The sequence below is a fragment of the Bradyrhizobium sp. 190 genome (assembly GCF_023073415.1).
In the GTDB taxonomy this organism is placed as follows: Bacteria; Pseudomonadota; Alphaproteobacteria; order Rhizobiales; family Xanthobacteraceae; genus Bradyrhizobium.
On record NZ_JADPJL010000008.1, the window covers coordinates 621190 to 635980 of the forward strand.

At 62.0% G+C, this 14791-nt stretch carries 23 protein-coding genes; 14 read left to right on the forward strand and 9 right to left on the reverse strand.

Annotated features, from left to right (window positions below; translation table 11 throughout):
- The first annotated feature begins 58 nt into the window (after window positions 1-58).
- Genes IVB22_RS06765 through IVB22_RS06780 form a run of 4 tightly spaced genes read left to right on the forward strand, consistent with a single transcriptional unit; the run spans window position 59 to window position 3011 of the window.
- Window positions 59-1084: a formate dehydrogenase subunit gamma gene (locus IVB22_RS06765; RefSeq protein WP_247516518.1), complete on the forward strand. Its 1026-nt coding sequence runs from the start codon at window positions 59-61 to the stop codon at window positions 1082-1084.
- Window positions 1085-1114: 30 nt separating this feature from the next.
- Window positions 1115-1270, forward strand: coding sequence for a hypothetical protein (locus IVB22_RS06770; protein WP_247516519.1), 156 nt, complete (start codon window positions 1115-1117; stop codon window positions 1268-1270).
- Window positions 1271-1284: 14 nt separating this feature from the next.
- Complete coding sequence (locus IVB22_RS06775) at window positions 1285-1665, forward strand: gamma-butyrobetaine hydroxylase-like domain-containing protein (protein WP_247516520.1); 381 nt, start codon at window positions 1285-1287, stop codon at window positions 1663-1665.
- A gap of 11 nt (window positions 1666-1676) precedes the next feature.
- Window positions 1677-3011: a c-type cytochrome gene (locus tag IVB22_RS06780; RefSeq protein WP_247516521.1), complete on the forward strand. Its 1335-nt coding sequence runs from the start codon at window positions 1677-1679 to the stop codon at window positions 3009-3011.
- A 35-nt stretch (window positions 3012-3046) separates the two neighbouring features.
- Here IVB22_RS06780 and IVB22_RS06785 read toward each other — a convergent pair whose 3' ends face one another.
- Window positions 3047-3262: a hypothetical protein gene (locus IVB22_RS06785; RefSeq protein ID WP_247516522.1), complete on the reverse strand. Its 216-nt coding sequence runs from the start codon at window positions 3260-3262 to the stop codon at window positions 3047-3049.
- 243 nt (window positions 3263-3505) lie between these two features.
- Entirely contained in the window at window positions 3506-3733 is a 228-nt protein-coding gene (locus IVB22_RS06790; protein WP_247516523.1) for a hypothetical protein, read from the reverse strand.
- Between the two features lie 221 nt (window positions 3734-3954).
- Between IVB22_RS06790 and IVB22_RS06795 the strand changes: the two genes are divergently transcribed.
- On the forward strand, window positions 3955-4104 hold the full coding sequence (locus tag IVB22_RS06795; protein ID WP_247516524.1) for a hypothetical protein: 150 nt from the start codon (window positions 3955-3957) through the stop codon (window positions 4102-4104).
- A 213-nt stretch (window positions 4105-4317) separates the two neighbouring features.
- Here IVB22_RS06795 and IVB22_RS06800 read toward each other — a convergent pair whose 3' ends face one another.
- Complete coding sequence (locus tag IVB22_RS06800; protein WP_247516525.1) at window positions 4318-4545, reverse strand: DUF2188 domain-containing protein; 228 nt, start codon at window positions 4543-4545, stop codon at window positions 4318-4320.
- 468 nt (window positions 4546-5013) lie between these two features.
- On the opposite strand from IVB22_RS06800, the gene IVB22_RS06805 reads away from it, so the two are divergent.
- From IVB22_RS06805 to IVB22_RS06825, 5 genes are all read left to right on the forward strand, one after another.
- Window positions 5014-5172, forward strand: coding sequence for a hypothetical protein (locus IVB22_RS06805; protein ID WP_247516526.1), 159 nt, complete (start codon window positions 5014-5016; stop codon window positions 5170-5172).
- 60 nt (window positions 5173-5232) lie between these two features.
- Window positions 5233-5376, forward strand: coding sequence for a hypothetical protein (locus IVB22_RS06810; protein ID WP_247516527.1), 144 nt, complete (start codon window positions 5233-5235; stop codon window positions 5374-5376).
- A gap of 94 nt (window positions 5377-5470) precedes the next feature.
- Window positions 5471-5707, forward strand: coding sequence for a hypothetical protein (locus tag IVB22_RS06815; protein WP_247516528.1), 237 nt, complete (start codon window positions 5471-5473; stop codon window positions 5705-5707).
- 77 nt (window positions 5708-5784) lie between these two features.
- On the forward strand, window positions 5785-6036 hold the full coding sequence (locus IVB22_RS06820) for a hypothetical protein (RefSeq protein WP_247516529.1): 252 nt from the start codon (window positions 5785-5787) through the stop codon (window positions 6034-6036).
- Window positions 6037-6198: 162 nt separating this feature from the next.
- Complete coding sequence (locus IVB22_RS06825) at window positions 6199-6804, forward strand: NUDIX domain-containing protein (RefSeq protein WP_247516530.1); 606 nt, start codon at window positions 6199-6201, stop codon at window positions 6802-6804.
- A gap of 101 nt (window positions 6805-6905) precedes the next feature.
- On the opposite strand, the gene IVB22_RS06830 is transcribed toward IVB22_RS06825, so the two are convergent.
- The 5 genes from IVB22_RS06830 to IVB22_RS06850 form a co-directional block, all read right to left on the reverse strand.
- Entirely contained in the window at window positions 6906-7217 is a 312-nt protein-coding gene (locus tag IVB22_RS06830) for a hypothetical protein (protein ID WP_247516531.1), read from the reverse strand.
- Between the two features lie 206 nt (window positions 7218-7423).
- Entirely contained in the window at window positions 7424-7579 is a 156-nt protein-coding gene (locus IVB22_RS06835) for a hypothetical protein (protein WP_247516532.1), read from the reverse strand.
- A 102-nt stretch (window positions 7580-7681) separates the two neighbouring features.
- The gene (locus tag IVB22_RS06840; protein WP_247516533.1) at window positions 7682-8446 is read right to left on the reverse strand and encodes an SDR family NAD(P)-dependent oxidoreductase; all 765 of its coding nucleotides are present in this window, start codon (window positions 8444-8446) and stop codon (window positions 7682-7684) included.
- 41 nt (window positions 8447-8487) lie between these two features.
- Window positions 8488-8919, reverse strand: coding sequence for a CBS domain-containing protein (locus IVB22_RS06845; RefSeq protein ID WP_247516534.1), 432 nt, complete (start codon window positions 8917-8919; stop codon window positions 8488-8490).
- A 137-nt stretch (window positions 8920-9056) separates the two neighbouring features.
- Entirely contained in the window at window positions 9057-9380 is a 324-nt protein-coding gene (locus IVB22_RS06850; protein ID WP_247516535.1) for a hypothetical protein, read from the reverse strand.
- A gap of 214 nt (window positions 9381-9594) precedes the next feature.
- Between IVB22_RS06850 and IVB22_RS06855 the strand changes: the two genes are divergently transcribed.
- The gene (locus IVB22_RS06855; protein ID WP_247516536.1) at window positions 9595-10050 is read left to right on the forward strand and encodes a host attachment family protein; all 456 of its coding nucleotides are present in this window, start codon (window positions 9595-9597) and stop codon (window positions 10048-10050) included.
- A 56-nt stretch (window positions 10051-10106) separates the two neighbouring features.
- Here the strand turns inward: IVB22_RS06855 and garD are convergent, their stop codons facing one another.
- Window positions 10107-11642 carry a galactarate dehydratase gene (garD, locus tag IVB22_RS06860; RefSeq protein WP_247516537.1) on the reverse strand — a complete coding sequence of 512 codons (1536 nt, stop codon included), beginning with the start codon at window positions 11640-11642 and terminating at the stop codon, window positions 10107-10109.
- A 295-nt stretch (window positions 11643-11937) separates the two neighbouring features.
- Here garD and IVB22_RS06865 point away from each other — a divergent pair, with 295 nt between their 5' ends.
- Genes IVB22_RS06865 through IVB22_RS06875 form a run of 3 tightly spaced genes read left to right on the forward strand, consistent with a single transcriptional unit; the run spans window position 11938 to window position 14782 of the window.
- Window positions 11938-12717, forward strand: coding sequence for a FadR/GntR family transcriptional regulator (locus IVB22_RS06865; RefSeq protein WP_247516538.1), 780 nt, complete (start codon window positions 11938-11940; stop codon window positions 12715-12717).
- Window positions 12714-13646, forward strand: coding sequence for a Gfo/Idh/MocA family protein (locus IVB22_RS06870; RefSeq protein WP_247516539.1), 933 nt, complete (start codon window positions 12714-12716; stop codon window positions 13644-13646). The genes IVB22_RS06865 and IVB22_RS06870 overlap by 4 nt, the downstream gene beginning before the upstream one ends.
- Entirely contained in the window at window positions 13643-14782 is a 1140-nt protein-coding gene (locus IVB22_RS06875) for an aldose epimerase family protein (RefSeq protein WP_247516540.1), read from the forward strand. Before IVB22_RS06870 ends, IVB22_RS06875 begins: the two co-directional genes overlap by 4 nt.
- The last annotated feature ends 9 nt before the right edge of the window (window positions 14783-14791 follow it).

A 14791-nucleotide genomic window follows, 5' to 3' on the forward strand; every position in this document is an offset into this window, starting at 1 on the left:
CGCCCCGCAGGCGCGGCGGCATTAGCGTAATTCCGATAACCGAAAGGGCGTTGTGCAAATGCCAGGCTCACTTTCAATTCTCAGATTCGCCGATTTCAAGCCTTTGTTCGCCGCGTTCGCGCTGCTGTTCGTTCTGGCTAGTCCCGCAACCGCCCAGCTTTCCTTCAAGCCGACCGCAGAGGCCGTTCAGGAAGACAAACTCCTGAACGCGCTTAAGGAGGGCGACAAGATCACCGGCCGCGTATCGATCCCCGATGGGATGTCCGCCAGCCTTATCCAGCCCGCGGGCCGCGACTGGCGCGACTTCCAGCGCAGCAAGCTGCCCTGGATCGGCGGCATTGCCATTATCGGAATGTTGGCTGTGCTCGCGATCTTCCTGATGGTGCGCGGCCGGATTCGCGTGCATCAGGGGTTCTCGGGCAGGACGATCCTGCGGTTCAACAGCTTCGAGCGCTTCACCCATTGGCTCACGGCAAGTTGCTTCATCATTCTTGCGCTCTCAGGTCTAAATGTCAGCTTCGGCCGTACGCTGATTTTGCCGTTGTTCGGCGCCGAAGCCTTTGCCACCCTGTCAGCCTGGGCCAAGCTTGCGCACAACTACCTGGCGTTCCCGTTCATGCTTGGCGTCGCGATCATGTTCCTGATCTGGATCAAGAATAATATTCCGGGCAAGCTTGATCTGGAGTGGATCAAGCAGGGTGGTGGCCTTCTGTCCGAGGGCAAGCATCCGCCGGCCAAGCGCTTCAACGCCGGCCAGAAGGGAATTTTCTGGATCGTGATCATCGGCGGCGTGCTGATGTCGGTGTCCGGCTGGTTCCTGCTGTTCCCGTATCTGCCCGGCAACGTCACGGCGTTGCAGTTCTGGACCGTGATCCACGCCGTGATTGCGATGCTCTTCATCGCGGCCATGCTGGCGCACATCTATATCGGCTCGGTCGGTATGGAAGGGGCGTTTGATGCGATGGGGACCGGCGAGGTCGACCTGAATTGGGCCAAGGAGCATCACGCGCTCTGGGTGGAGGAAGAGCAGAAGAAGGCTGGCGCGCCGTCCGACCGCACGCCGCATGCCGTGCCGGCCGAATAGTCCGGCTCAAGTCAAAGGTGAGGAAGTGACATGAAATCGTTTGTTGCGGCTCTGGCATTCGCGGTCGTTGCTGCCGTCGGCGTCGCGATGGTGCTCAATACCATCCAGGAGCAAAGCTCGGTCGCGTTTACGACCAGCGGCGCCAGGGTCGGCGATCCCGGCCATAATCTGATTGGCCCGAGCTGACGCCGGCGGTGGGCGTGCCTGACGTCACGCTGGCGTGGCCGGTCGAAATTCGCCTGCCGAAGGATCGGCACACGTTGCGCGTTGCTTTTGACGACGGCCGCACCTTCGATCTCCCCGCCGAATTGCTCCGGGTGACCAGCCCGTCCGCCGAGGTGCAGGGGCATTCCGAAGCCGAGCGCAAGACAGTCGGCGGCAAACGTAATGTGACCATTCTTTCCGTCGATCCTGTCGGCAATTATGCCGTCAGAATAGGGTTCGACGACATGCACTCAACCGGCATCTACTCCTGGGCGTTTCTGCACGATCTCGGCGTGAACGCCGGACGGCGCTTTCAGGACTACCTCGACGACCTCCAGGCTAAAGGCCTCGACCGCGACAGGCCGGGCGTGCGCTGAGGCCGATGCGGATGCAGCAAAGGATTCCCGCGATCGCTTCGCTCGCCAAGGGAGGCCAGTCTGCGCTTCTGAGCTTTGCGGCCTTGCTGATCGTTCTGTCGATCGGAGCCACCTCAGCCTTCGCGCAACTGCGCGGGCATGGCGGGCCGGTGCGGGCGCTGGCGATATCGGCCGATGGCCAAAGCGCGATCTCCGGCAGTTTCGATTCGACTGCGATCCGCTGGTCGCTGACGCGCAATGCGGCCGAGCAGGTGCTTCGTTTCCATTCCGACGCCGTCAACGCGGTCGTGCTGCTCGGCGAGAGGCGTGTCGCGACCGCCGGTGCCGATGGCCGCATCGCAATCTGGACCTTTGGCAAGGCAGAGCCCGACGCGGTGTTCGAGGGCCACACGGCGCCGATCGTCGCACTGGCGGCATCGCCTGACGGCGCTACGCTCGCATCCGCCTCGTGGGATCACACGGTGCGACTCTGGCCGCTTGCAGGCGGTGCGCCGCGCGTGCTCGATGAGCATACGCAGAACGTCAACGGCGTGGCATTTACCGCCGATGGCCGCGCCCTGGTCAGCGTGAGCTACGACCTCAGCGTTCGCATCTGGCCGCTCTCGGGCGCGCAGACGCCGACCGTCGTTCCTATGCCGACCCCGCTCAACGCCGTGGCCGCCGGCACCGATGGTGAAATCGCGGTCGGCGGCGCGGATGGCAAGGTTTACTTCCTGACCGCTGGCGGCGCGCGGGCCGGGGAGGTTGCGGCAGGGCCAAGGCCGGTCATCTCGATTGCGATTTCGCCTGACGGTGCGCTGGTTGCCGCCGCGAGCATCGGCGGATCGGTGGGCGTAATCGATCGCAAGGCGCGCAATCTGGCGCGCACGCTGGTCGGCCCCGGGCTGCCGGTCTGGTCGGTGGCCTTTTTGCCCGATAGCCGCACTTTGCTGACCGGCGACGCCGACAACATCATCCGGCGCTGGAACGCCGGCACGGGCGAACCGATCGATCCGATTCTGCTGGAGACGGCGGGAGATCCGCTGGCAGCCTTTAGCGGCGACCGCGGCGCGGAGGTCTTTCGCGCCTGCGTCGCCTGCCATACGCTTGACGCCGATCAGGCCAACCGCGCAGGCCCGACGCTTGCCGGAATCTTCGGCCGCCGGATTGCGACCGCACCCGGTTATAATTTTTCCGAAGCGCTCAAGCGGCTCGATATCGTCTGGACGCCGGAGACGGTTTCCAGACTGTTCGAGATCGGGCCGCAAGCCTATACGCCCGGCACCAAGATGCCGGAGCAGCGCATCGGTTCCGAACAGGATCGCGCCGCGCTCGTGCAATTCCTCGAGCGGGCGACGAAGAAATAGCGACCGGTTGAATCAACCGCTATTTCCGCCTTTCGTCACGGCTTCGTCGGCGTCGAAAAGACCAGCGACATATCCTCGAACTCTTCGACCGGAAGCCTGGTTACGCCCGCGGCGGCCGGAGATTTCTTCGACAACGCCACGCCGGTAGTCACGGTGGAACGCTCGGCTGAAATGATTGAATGAGAACGAAATGTGGTTGCGACAGCGAGCAGGGCGACTGCCACGAAACCTGAAATCAACAGATGCTTCATGGAAAACTCCGTTGGTTCGATATGCAGTGTGGCTTGCACCACCGCATTACGGCCAACGGTCACGGGCGAATGTGGCCTGTGTCACCTATCACGATCTTGTTTTTGACATGTGCGCGGTTCCATTTTCGACGCTTAAGGAATAGCGCGGCCACTTTATGTTGAATTGAATCTCTACCGCTCGCTGCGCGATAGGCAATGGATAGGGCGGCAGCGCCTTAGAATTGCGCGTGAAATCGATTCTGCTTAAGGAGTCGGACGACGACCGGTTCGTGGATTGAGCGGACCCGTCGGCCGCCGCCTCAACGCTTCCGGCAGGAACTCCTCGTCGGCAGCGGGAATGGCGCTGGAGCGAACGTCCGCCGCGGACTGCGCGCGTTCGTGTGGAGTCTGGTTGTCGTTGAACCTTCGCTTCACGTCGACGCCATCAACGGGATCGTTGACGCCGTGCTGAATGTCCCGGAAGTCGCTCATGATATTCTCCCGACGTTCATCGATCGGCACGGAAACGCGAATGGGAGAACAGCGTTCCAACCTCAGTCCGGCGGCAGAGCAGTTAAATCGAAGCGTCGAATGGAACTGCTGGCGTCACGCCCGATTGTCTCCGCGCAGGGTGGAGCGGCAGATGAGCGACAGCAAGCGCATGGCCGCGACGAAATAAAGCGTAGTCAGGCATATGACCCTGGGAGAATGCGATGGGACTCGAAGCCGTGTATTTCCTCGGAGCGCTGGTGCTTCTTATCGCGCTCATCTATGGCACGCTGAGCTATCGATACCGCAATAGGGCGGCGACGCGGGCCGGAGGTGAAATCGTGCGGGAGCGGTACAGGCAGAACCAGAGCTGAGAGGCCAAAAGAATCCGATCCTCTCTCTCCTCTCTCTGTTCGACAGGGGTGATTAGTGCATCCGGCAGCCCCACGATAGCTTCTCGAAGGGAGTGCAGAGGCTTCGATCTGAAACCGTATTGGCGATGCGACGTTCGACGAAGTCTGCAGTCGCATCGCCGCGGAGTCGATTTCAACCGGCAGATTTGAAGCCTCACGTCATGCGCGCGTGTATCACGGCACGCTCTGGGAATCCTTGGCGCCAAGCGCAGTCTTGTTGCCGGCCTCGCGACCGGGGACGCTGACGTGGACCTCATGGCCCTGTCGGATCGCCAGCGACGCGGCGGCGACGGCTGCTTCGAATGCTGCCTCCTTTGTATCATAGTCGTGCTGCGCGGTACCGTCATGGAGGACCGTCCAGCCGTCCGGCTTGGAAACGATCATGTATTCGGCCAATCCCATCGTTGCCTCCTTGCTGCCTGCCAGAGCAACGTTGAGACCTGTTCTTGGGTTCCGCTGGCATGGTAAGCTGGCATTGTAAGGTGGCAAGCACTTGCATGCTGCTGCGCTCGCGGATGCCATCGCAGACAACCCTGATCGAAGGGACGGGTCAGGTTTTTGGTGGGCGACCACGTTTGGCGAATGTCAGTCCCTGCATGTCGGCCGCGTTCTGAAGCATACCAGCGCGCTTCAAAGCTTCGCTGCGTGCAGGACCATGAGGCATGGCGCGTGCCTGCTCAAGCGCCGCGAGCGCTTCCATATGCAAGTCCCGCTGGGGCCGATCCTCGACCTTCCTCTTGTCCATTCAAAAAGACTAGGAGGGAGAATCATCCGCTGTCTGTTCGGTTCCGGACGTTGGAACCCGGAGTTCACAGATTCGTCAGGAACCAAACTGCATGCTGTCCGCTTCCCATTCTGGAGGTACCCCAAATGAGCAAGGAAAAGCCCACCGACGATCCGCGTCATCAGACGGACTGGGGATCGCACAAGCAGACCGACAAGCCCTGGAAGGGGAATCCGGAAAAGGAGCAGCGGCCGGGACCGTCAAAACCCGATCTGGAAAAGTGGCATGAGACCAACACTCACTAGCCGCCGTTGCGCGACCGATGGAGGCATTGCGAATGCTTGAGGAGAAATTGAAGGAGGCGATTGTCGCAGGAGCTGAAACGGCAAGCAGCGAATGACCTGCAGTCGCTTGGCATCAAGAGCTCCGACGACCTCGTCGTCGAGGGCAAGATCGATCTGGACGATCTGGCGATGGTGATCACAGGCGCGGTTGCAGGCGGGCCATGAAGCCTGCAAGGGGAAGCCTGCCTTTCCGCCGGCAAGCTGAATCAGGAACAGAGAGTACCGCCGGACGTTTTCCCAAAAATGGTTGGACGTAGACATGACGGAACCGCTGCCCCTGCTGATAGAGAGTTCGATTGAAATCGCCTGGGATTATCTCGACCGTACCGGGGAGTTGGGCGATGCGATGATGGCCGGCCGCTTTCTCAGCGACACGATAGAGCTGATGGTGCGCCACGGCGAGCGGCGGCGGTTGATGCTGGCCAACAAGGCAATCACAGCCTATCAGCAATTCAGGCGGCAGCAGTCCGTGCCTCCGGTGCTCGCGTCGGCTTGATGGCGGTATCCTTGTTTCCCTCGGAACCGTTCGCGGGAGCGCAGGTTGAAGAGTCGCTTCAATCAAAGGAGTTCCCCATGAAGAAAACCATCCTTGCTTGCGCATGTGCCCTGTTGCTGTCGACTGGGAGCGTGTTCGCACAAATGCAGCCGGCCCCCGGCGCATCGAGCGAAGGAAATGTCGGCCCCGGCGCGACCAAAAGCACGACCAAGCACACGAACGTGAAAAAGGGAACGACGACCGGAGCCGCTACCGGCAAAATGAAGAAGGCTGGCAGTTCGTCCAGTCCTTCCAGCATGGACAAAGCAGGACCTGGCACCAAAAAATAATTCCGATCCGCAGCGCGGCGGCCCTCGGTCGCTTGTACGGGTGCCGTTGTCTGCGGACACCGGCATTCGCCCCCGTTTCGTGCGTGATGAGATAATAGTGCATGTGCCAGCGGGGCTCGCGTGATGGCCGCTGCCCGCTGCGTTTCGCTGGTTTGATCAACGATGCTCAAGGCCAAAATGGACGGCAAGACGGTACGCATATGCGACGTCGAGACCATTGCTCACATCAAGGGCAAATTGATCAGCGTGAGCTACGAGCAGCGCAGGCGCGACGGTGAGCAACAATCACGCAAGCGCGAGATCTACGACAACGGCAATTCAGCGGTCATTCTTCCCTACGATTCCAGTCGGAAAACCGTACTGCTCGCCCGGCAGTTACGGTTGCCGATTTTCCTGCAGGACGGCATCGAGCGAACCGTGGAGGCGTGCGCCGGCAAGCTCGACGGTGAGACGGCCGAACGGCGCATTATGAAAGAGATGCAGGAAGAGCTCGGTTACAAGGTCTCGAAGGTACAACGATTGTTCGAGCTCTATGTAAGCCCCGCCGCGATCATGGAAAAGATCGTCTTCTTCACCTGCGCTTATTCGCCGGCGAACAAGGTGTCCGACGGCGGCGGGCTCAAGGAGGAGGGCGAAGATATCGATGTGGTCGAGACCACGTTGGAGGAAGCTGCTGCGATGATCGCGACCGGTGAAATCGTCGACGCAAAGACGGTCGTCCTCATTCAGTATTTGAGCAATCGCACGCAGGATGCGACTAGCGGCTAAATCGCGGCACGATATTACCTGGCGCGGTACCGGCGAAAAGTCGTCGTCGATAGCGCGGGAAGCCGCGCAGCGCTCATTTCCGAAACGCAACCACTCTCTCATCAAGTATGGTCCGACGCATCTTCGAGACCATCCAGCTCCACGAGATAGGCCAGTAGCAAGTCCCCCTGTGGCTGTGCGGCATCCCGCGCAGCTTTCCGGTAGACGGCAATTTCGTTCTCGGTCGAACGTCGAGCCCGCAGCCGCGCCTTGCCATCCCATAGAGGTGCGCCGTTTGACATCAAGCCAGCGATATCCCGGCGCAGCCAATGCTCGTGGCAAAGTTGCTGGGATTCTCGCAAGTTCTTGGCTTCGAATACGAGAGTGGGTCTTCCGCCGACCTCCAGGGTAAAAATCGCAGGCAGCAGCAGCATCATCCGGTCCAAGCCATATCTGATGACCACGAAGACACCGACGGCAACAAGGGCGCACGGCATTCCGATCCGCGGCCAGCATCTGAATACCTCACCGCAAAATTAGCCCGTAACCCAGGTGTCGTCTGTCCGATCCCTGACACATGGCTTTCCGGAAATTGGGTCCCGAAGAAAAAGAAGCGGTCGAAGAAGCGCGCGAAGAAATCCTAGTCCGATCTGGCCAGATCGGCGGCCGGATAGGCCACCATCCAGTCGTCAAGCAATTCGTCCTCGAAATCATCGAGCGCGCGAAGTCGATGGTGCTCGGGATTTCGGGGCGGTGAGAATTTGCGGTTTCGAGGGAACGCTGGCTTTCGTGTCATCGGTCTCGCCGCTCCGTCGGCGTCCCCCGTATGATGAGCACTAGAACGGCGAGCGGCTCATCGAGGTTCCCTGGACCTGGCGCAAGAACGAACGGGGGCTGTCTACGCGAGCGGCGGCTGACCGTTGGAGGCGGAAACGCCGCCATCCACGGCTACATTTGCGCCGGTCACGAAACTCGCATCGTCGCTCGCGAGAAACGCAATGACGGCGGCGACTTCGTGCGGCTCGCAAACCCGCCCCAAAGGAATTCGTTCCCGGAACTTCGCCAGCAGTTTCTCGTCCTTTATCATATCGGTTGTCATGCCGGTCCGGGTCAGGCTGGGACAGACGGAATTTACCCGAACGCCCTTGTTGCCGAGGTCCAGCGCCAGCGACCGCGTCAGGTTCACGACGGCGCCCTTGGCGGCGTTGTAGGGGCTCGTTGCCCAGTCTCCCCCGGTTCCGGACACCGAGGCCGTATTGACAATCGAGCCGCGCGTTTTCTCGAGGTGTGGCAGGGCGGCGCGGCAGCCGAAGAAGACACCGTCGAGATCGGTGGCCATCACCTTGCGCCACTGCTCATTGGTGATTTGGGCCGGGTTGCCGCCTTCGTAGACGCCGGCGTTGTTGATCAGGACATCCAACCGGCCAAAGCGCTTGACCACGGTCGCCACCATCACGTCAACAGCTTCGCTATCCGAGACGTCGGCGAGGTGGGCCAAGGTGAATTGCGCCGGCAGCTCCTTTGCGACTTTGGCCAACGGCATTTCGTTGCGGTCCACCAGCGCGACATATGCGCCTTCGGATGAAAAGCGCCGTGCGGTGGCCTCGCCAATGCCCGAGGCGGCGCCCGTCACGATGACGACCTTCCCATCAAAGCGTTTCATGGCCGCTCATCTACGACAGGTCATCGACCAGCTTTCGCAAACTAAATTTGTGCATGCTGCCCGCCGGGCCGTGAAATTCCTCTCAACGCTGCGCCAGTGCCGTTACTGCCTTGCATTAGCGCGATGTCGCCCAGCGCAATGATGCCGACGAGTCGCTTGTTGCGATTGAGCACCGGCATGCGACGGACCTGGATGTCACCCATGATCGCGCTCACCTCGTCGAGCTCCTGATCGTCGTAGCAATACCTCACCTCGGCCGTCATCACGTCGCCGACCCGTCCCTCCGGACCTCGGCCCATGCCGACACCGCGGATCGCGATATCCCGATCCGAGATCATGCCGACCAGACGCTCATTGTCGGTCACCGGTAGCAACCCGACGCCTAGCGCGGCCATCGCCTGCGCGGCGTCCTTTAACGTGTCGTCGGGCGTGCAGAGTTGAACCTCAGCGGTCATCGCATCGGAAACTTTCATGTGAGGCTCTCCGTTTGGCCGTTGCTTCACCGGCTTACAGGCTTCGCCGATCGCCGTTCCTGCGGGCTAATGAAAATATTCAGGAGAGACTTCAGACCGAGCCGAAGTCTCTCCTGGGGAAGCCTCTGCTGGAATGTCTACCAGCGGTCATTGCCGACGCCGACGCCCACGCTCACGCCAGGGGCACGGATACCGACGCCGGCTCGCGGCTCATCCCAGTCGCGATAGCGTCGATGCTCGATATATCGCTCGCGGGGCTGATAGGCATATGAATCGCGGACGACCACGCGGCTGCTGCCGCGGGTGCGATAGCAGCGTCCGTTGTCGTCACAGACCATGCGAACCTGCTGTATCAGGTCGGAGTTGGTGTATTCGCTGCTGGTGTAGATGTCAGACGCATTTGCGCTGCCGGTCAGGAGCGCGCCGGCGCCGGCCAGCAGGCCGATTGCGATCTTCCTCATAAGGTTCCTCCTTATTCGAATACTGCCCTCGGTGCTCAAAGCATCGCGCCCGCTTTGGTTCCGACGCGTGGAAGCGATGAGGCCGGAGTTCCATCGTTGCGCGCGGGGAGCAGGCGGTGTTGAGGTGCCGATCGTAGTCGGTGGCCTGGGCGCCGTCGTCGCATAAGCAACCACAAGGCGATTCATGCGTTGGCCCATATGGAGGCATCAAGTAATGACAATTGAATCGACCCCCGTCATCTCCCACAATGCACTCGTTCTGATCGGCGACGGCCAGAAGGCGCTGTTTCTGCGCAACAAAGGCACCGCTCACCAGGTCAAGCTCGAAGTCGAGCAAATCCTGCAGCAAGACAATCCGGCAACGCGCGAGCAGGGCACCGATCGCCCCGGGCGCTCCGTTTCAAGCGTCGGCACGGCGCGAAGCGCGGTCGAGGAGGTCGACTGGCACCACATCGCAAAGGAGCGGTTCGCCGGAGAGATCGCAGAAGCGCTCTACCGTCATGCCCACGACAATCATTTCGATAAGCTCGTCGTCATCGCGCCGGCGAAGATTCTTGGAAACCTGCGCAAGGCATTTCATGCCGAGGTTACGGACAAGATAGTGGGCGAGATTCCGAAGGAATTAACGTCGCATCCGATATCGCAGATCGAAAGGCTGATAGCGGCCTAGCCATGTATCGGCTGGGCCATGGCGCGTGCAGCCTTACACGATGGGCCGAGCCGTCGTTATGTCACCGGGCCCGGATTGAACAATGCAAGCGAGTTAGTGAGCTTCCAGTGTTCGGCCCAGGTCTCGCGACCGCTCGCCACATCGAGCATGAGGCGGAAGATTTCCCAGCCCACGTCTTCGATCGTCGCATCGCCGGTTGCGATGCTGCCGGCGTCAACGTCGATCAGATCGTGCCAGCGTTGCTTCAACTCGCTGCGCGTCGAGACCTTGATGACCGGCACGGCGGCAAGCCCGTAGGGCGTGCCGCGGCCGGTGGTGAAGACGTGCAGCGTCATGCCCGAGGCCAATTGCAGGGTACCGCAGACGAAATCGCTTGCCGGTGTCGCTGCAAAAATCAGTCCTTTTTGACACACTCGCTCACCCGGCGCGAGCACGCCCGCGATCGGGCTGGTGCCTGACTTGATCACCGAACCCATCGCCTTCTCGACGATGTTGGAGAGGCCGCCCTTCTTGTTGCCCGGCGTGGTGTTGGCGCTGCGGTCGGCCTCGCCGCCGGCGAGATAGCGATCATACCAGGCCATCTCGCGCACCAGCGTATTCGCAACGTCCTGGTTCGCCGCGCGCGGCGTCAGCAAATGGATGGCGTCGCGTACTTCCGTAACTTCGGAAAACATCACGGTGGCGCCGGCGCGCACCAGAAGATCAGCAGCAAAGCCCAGTGCCGGATTAGCTGTTACCCCCGAGAACGCATCGCTGCCGCCGCATTGCATGCCGACCACCAGCGCTGACGCCGGGCAGGTTTCGCGGCGGCGCTGGTTCAATATCTTGAGGCGCGCCTCGGCCATCTGCACGATGTCCTCGACGATTTCGCCGAAGCCCGTGAGGCCTTCGTCCTGCATCCGCATGATTTCGTCGTCCGCGTTCATGCCCTCCGGCAGCAACAGTTCGGGCTGCAGCTTCTCGCAGCCGAGGCCGACGATCATTACCTCGCCGCCGAAATTGGGATTGCGGGCCAGGTTCTGCAGCGTGCGGATCGGCACGGCGGCGCCGGGCGCGTTGATCGCGACCCCGCAGCCATAGGCATGCGTGACCGCCACCACGTCGTCGACGTTGGGATATTTTGGCAATAGCTCCTTGCGAATCCGGTCCAGTGCGAACTCGACCGTACCGGCGACGCATTGCACGCTGGTCGAGATCGCGAGGATGTTGCGGGTGCCGACCGAACCGTCGGCATTGCGATAGCCTTCGAACGTGTAGCCTTCGAGCGGCGCCAGCCTGATCGCCCCGCCGTTCGGCGTCGGCAGATTCTCGAACGACGGCGCGTCGGGCATTTGCACCAGTGATTCCTTGACCCAACTGCCCCTCGCGATCGGCGCGGCGGCATGGCCAATGACCTCGCCGTAGCGGCGAATGACTTCGCCCTCTTGGATGTCGGCGAGGGCAACCTTGTGGCCTTGCGGGATCTGCTCGACCAGCCGCAAGCCGCACGCGAACTCAGCGTCCCGGTGCAGGCCTCCGCGGTTCGCGACGATCGCGACGTTATCGTCCGCGTGCATGCGGATGTAGAGCGGCTTCGCGGTGACGGGCTGCATGTCGAATCCTTAGTTCACTGAAGGCATCAGGCAACGCGTAGCTGCGCGGCATGATCGAGGCAATCAAGGTCAAACCGCGCGCCTGATCAAGCAGCTCTTCAGACAGGATACTGGCGGGTATAAGCTCGGCGGTAGGCTGTATGGGAAACTAATCCTCGGATCGAATTTCAGCGCCTGCGGAACCAATAGTAAAATAATATTACTAGTCACCACGGATCTTCCGTGAAATATTGCCCGCGCTGTCGCCAATGGACAGCCAAAAAGGTGCCTCATACCGATTTCGGGGATGGAAACCATGACGTCCCGGCTTGTCGTCATCCCGACGCGGCGCGCGCATTCCAACCACGCCGAGGTTGCCCGCAGCATCGGCGTCGACATCATTGCCGGCCGTTACGCCGAAGGCGGCCGCCTGCCGGGCGATGCCGAACTCACGGCGATGTTCGGCGTGTCACGGCCGGTGTTGCGCGAGAGTGTCAAGACGCTGGTTGCGAAGGGGCTGCTCACCACCAAGGCGCGGGTCGGCACCGTGGTGCGCGAGCGCGGCGCCTGGAACATGTTCGACGCCGATGTGCTGGCCTGGCATCTCGATGCCGGCATCGACCGGCGCTTTCTCAACGATCTCGCCGAAATCCGGCTCGCGGTCGAACCGCGCGCCGCCGCGCTCGCGGCCGGCCGCCGCTCGGAGGCCGACATCGCCGAACTCCATCGAAGCATGGCGCGAATGCGGGCGGAGGCCTCCGACTCCGTTGGTTTTGCCGACGGCGATCTTGCCCTGCATCTGGCCGTCGCCAACGCCTCCGGCAATTTGTTCATGCGCTCGATCGGCAATGTCATCGAGGCGGCGCTGCGCGCCTCATTCCTGCTCAGCGCGCCCGTTGAAACGCAGGACCGCGAGACGGTGCTGTTATGGCACCAGCGTATTGTCGATGCGATCGAGAGCGGCGATGCCGAGGCAGCCACCGCCGCCATGATCGAGGTGATTCACAATGGATTGCGCCGTCATGAGGGAACGCCGGCATCATCAGGCGCTGCGCCTGCGACATCAGCGGCCGTCGAGTCCGGAGAGCAATCATGAACCCGCTTCGCGTCGCCATCGTTGGCTTCGGCAAGATTGCCCGCGACCAGCATGTGCCGGCAATCGCTGCGACTGACGGCGTGGAGCTGGTTGCCGTCGCCAGCCGCAATGCCTCGCTTCCGGGCGTGCCGCATGCGGCGACGCTCGATGAGCTGCTGCGCGACGGTCCGGAAATCGATGCGGTGGCGCTGTGCACCCCGCCGCAAGTTCGCCACGCGCAGGCGGCGATGGCGCTTGCCGCCGGCAAGCATGTAATGCTGGAAAAGCCGCCGGGAGCCACGGTGGCTGAAATCAATCCGCTCGTGACCGCCGCGAGGGCTGCGCAACGCACGCTGTTCGCCACGTGGCACTCGCGCTTTGCTCCGGCCGTGGAGCCGGCGCGGCAACTGCTCGCCGGCCGGCAGGTCACATCAGTCAAAATTACCTGGAAGGAAGACGTGCGGGTCTGGCATCCGGGGCAGGCCTGGATCTTTGAGGCGGGCGGGCTCGGCGTGTTCGACCCCGGCATCAACGCGCTTTCGATCCTGACGCGCATCTTGCCGCAGCCATTATTCGTGACGTCGGCCGATCTCGCATTCCCCGCCAATCGCGACGCGCCGATTGCCGCTACCCTTGCGCTCAGCGATGCGCGGGGCCTGAAGATCACGGCCGAACTCGACTTCCTCCAGACCGGCCCGCAGAGCTGGGACATTGATCTCGACACTGATAGTGGCCCGGTCACCCTGTCCATGGGTGGAGCAAGGTTGCGGGCAGGGGGCAAGCAACTGGTCGATGCTCCCGATGCCGAATATGCCGGGCTCTATCGCCGCTTCCGCGAACTCTGCGCAACCGGCGAGGCCGACGTCGATCTGGCGCCGCTCCAACTCGTTGCCGACGGGTTCTTGCTGGGACGACGCCGCATCGTCGAGCCATTCGAGGACGCGGCATGAATGCTCCGTCCGTCCCTCGCGTGGCGCGTTCCCGCTTTGGCGTCCTGCCTGACGGCACCGAGGTCGAGCGCGTGACCCTGCACGCCGCGGATGGGCTGGAAGCGCGCATCATCACCTATGGCGCGAGCTTGCAAGCTTTGCTGGTGCCGGATACTGCCGGACATCGCGACGACATCGTGCTCGGTCATGACGCGTTCGAGGGATATCTCGCCCGCCGGCAGTTCTTCGGGGCGACGGTCGGGCGTTACGCTAATCGCATTGCCGGCGCGCGCTTTGTGCTCGACGGCGCCAAGGTGCAACTCGCGGCCAATAACGGGGCTAATGCGTTGCATGGCGGGCTGGAGGGCTTTGATCGCCGTAACTGGCGCATTGTCCGGATCGATGATGGAGATCAGCCGGCCGTGACGCTTGCCTATACCAGCGCCGATCGTGAGGAGGGGTATCCCGGCACGCTGGATGTGGAGGTGACCTGGCGCCTTACGCGCCCGATGGAACTATTGCTCGACATGACCGCGCGAACCGATCGTCCTACTGTGGTCAATCTCACCAATCACAGCTTCTTCAATCTCGCCGGTGCGCGGTCGGGCCGCGACATCCTCGATCATCACCTCAGCGTGGCAGCGGATCATTTCCTCGCTATCGATGCCGGTGCAATCCCGCTGCCGCAGCCGCCCAGCGAGGTCGCCGGCACGCCATTCGACTTTCGCGAAGGCTTCGAGGTCGGCGCGCGCATCCGCAACGACCATCCGCAATTGCGCGTGGGCCGTGGCTACGATCACAATTTCTGTCTCGTGCCGGCAGATGGCGAGCCTTGCTTTGCCGCGCGGCTTGCCGAGCCAACCTCCGGCCGGGTGCTCGAACTGTTCACCAACCAGCCGGGCTTGCAGGTCTATTCCGGAAATTTCCTCGATGGTACCACCGCCGGAAAGGGTGGCCGCCTCTATCGCCAATCCGATGCCATTTGCCTAGAGCCGCACGCCTGGCCCAACACGCCAAACCGGCCCGACTTCCCGACGGCACGGCTTTCGCCGGGCGAGGTCTATCGTCACACCACGTCGTACCGCTTCACGCATGTAGTCAAGGGCGCAATCGGAACACAATCCGAGGTAGAGTTGCCTGATAGGAGCGGGCGATGATCGGTGGTT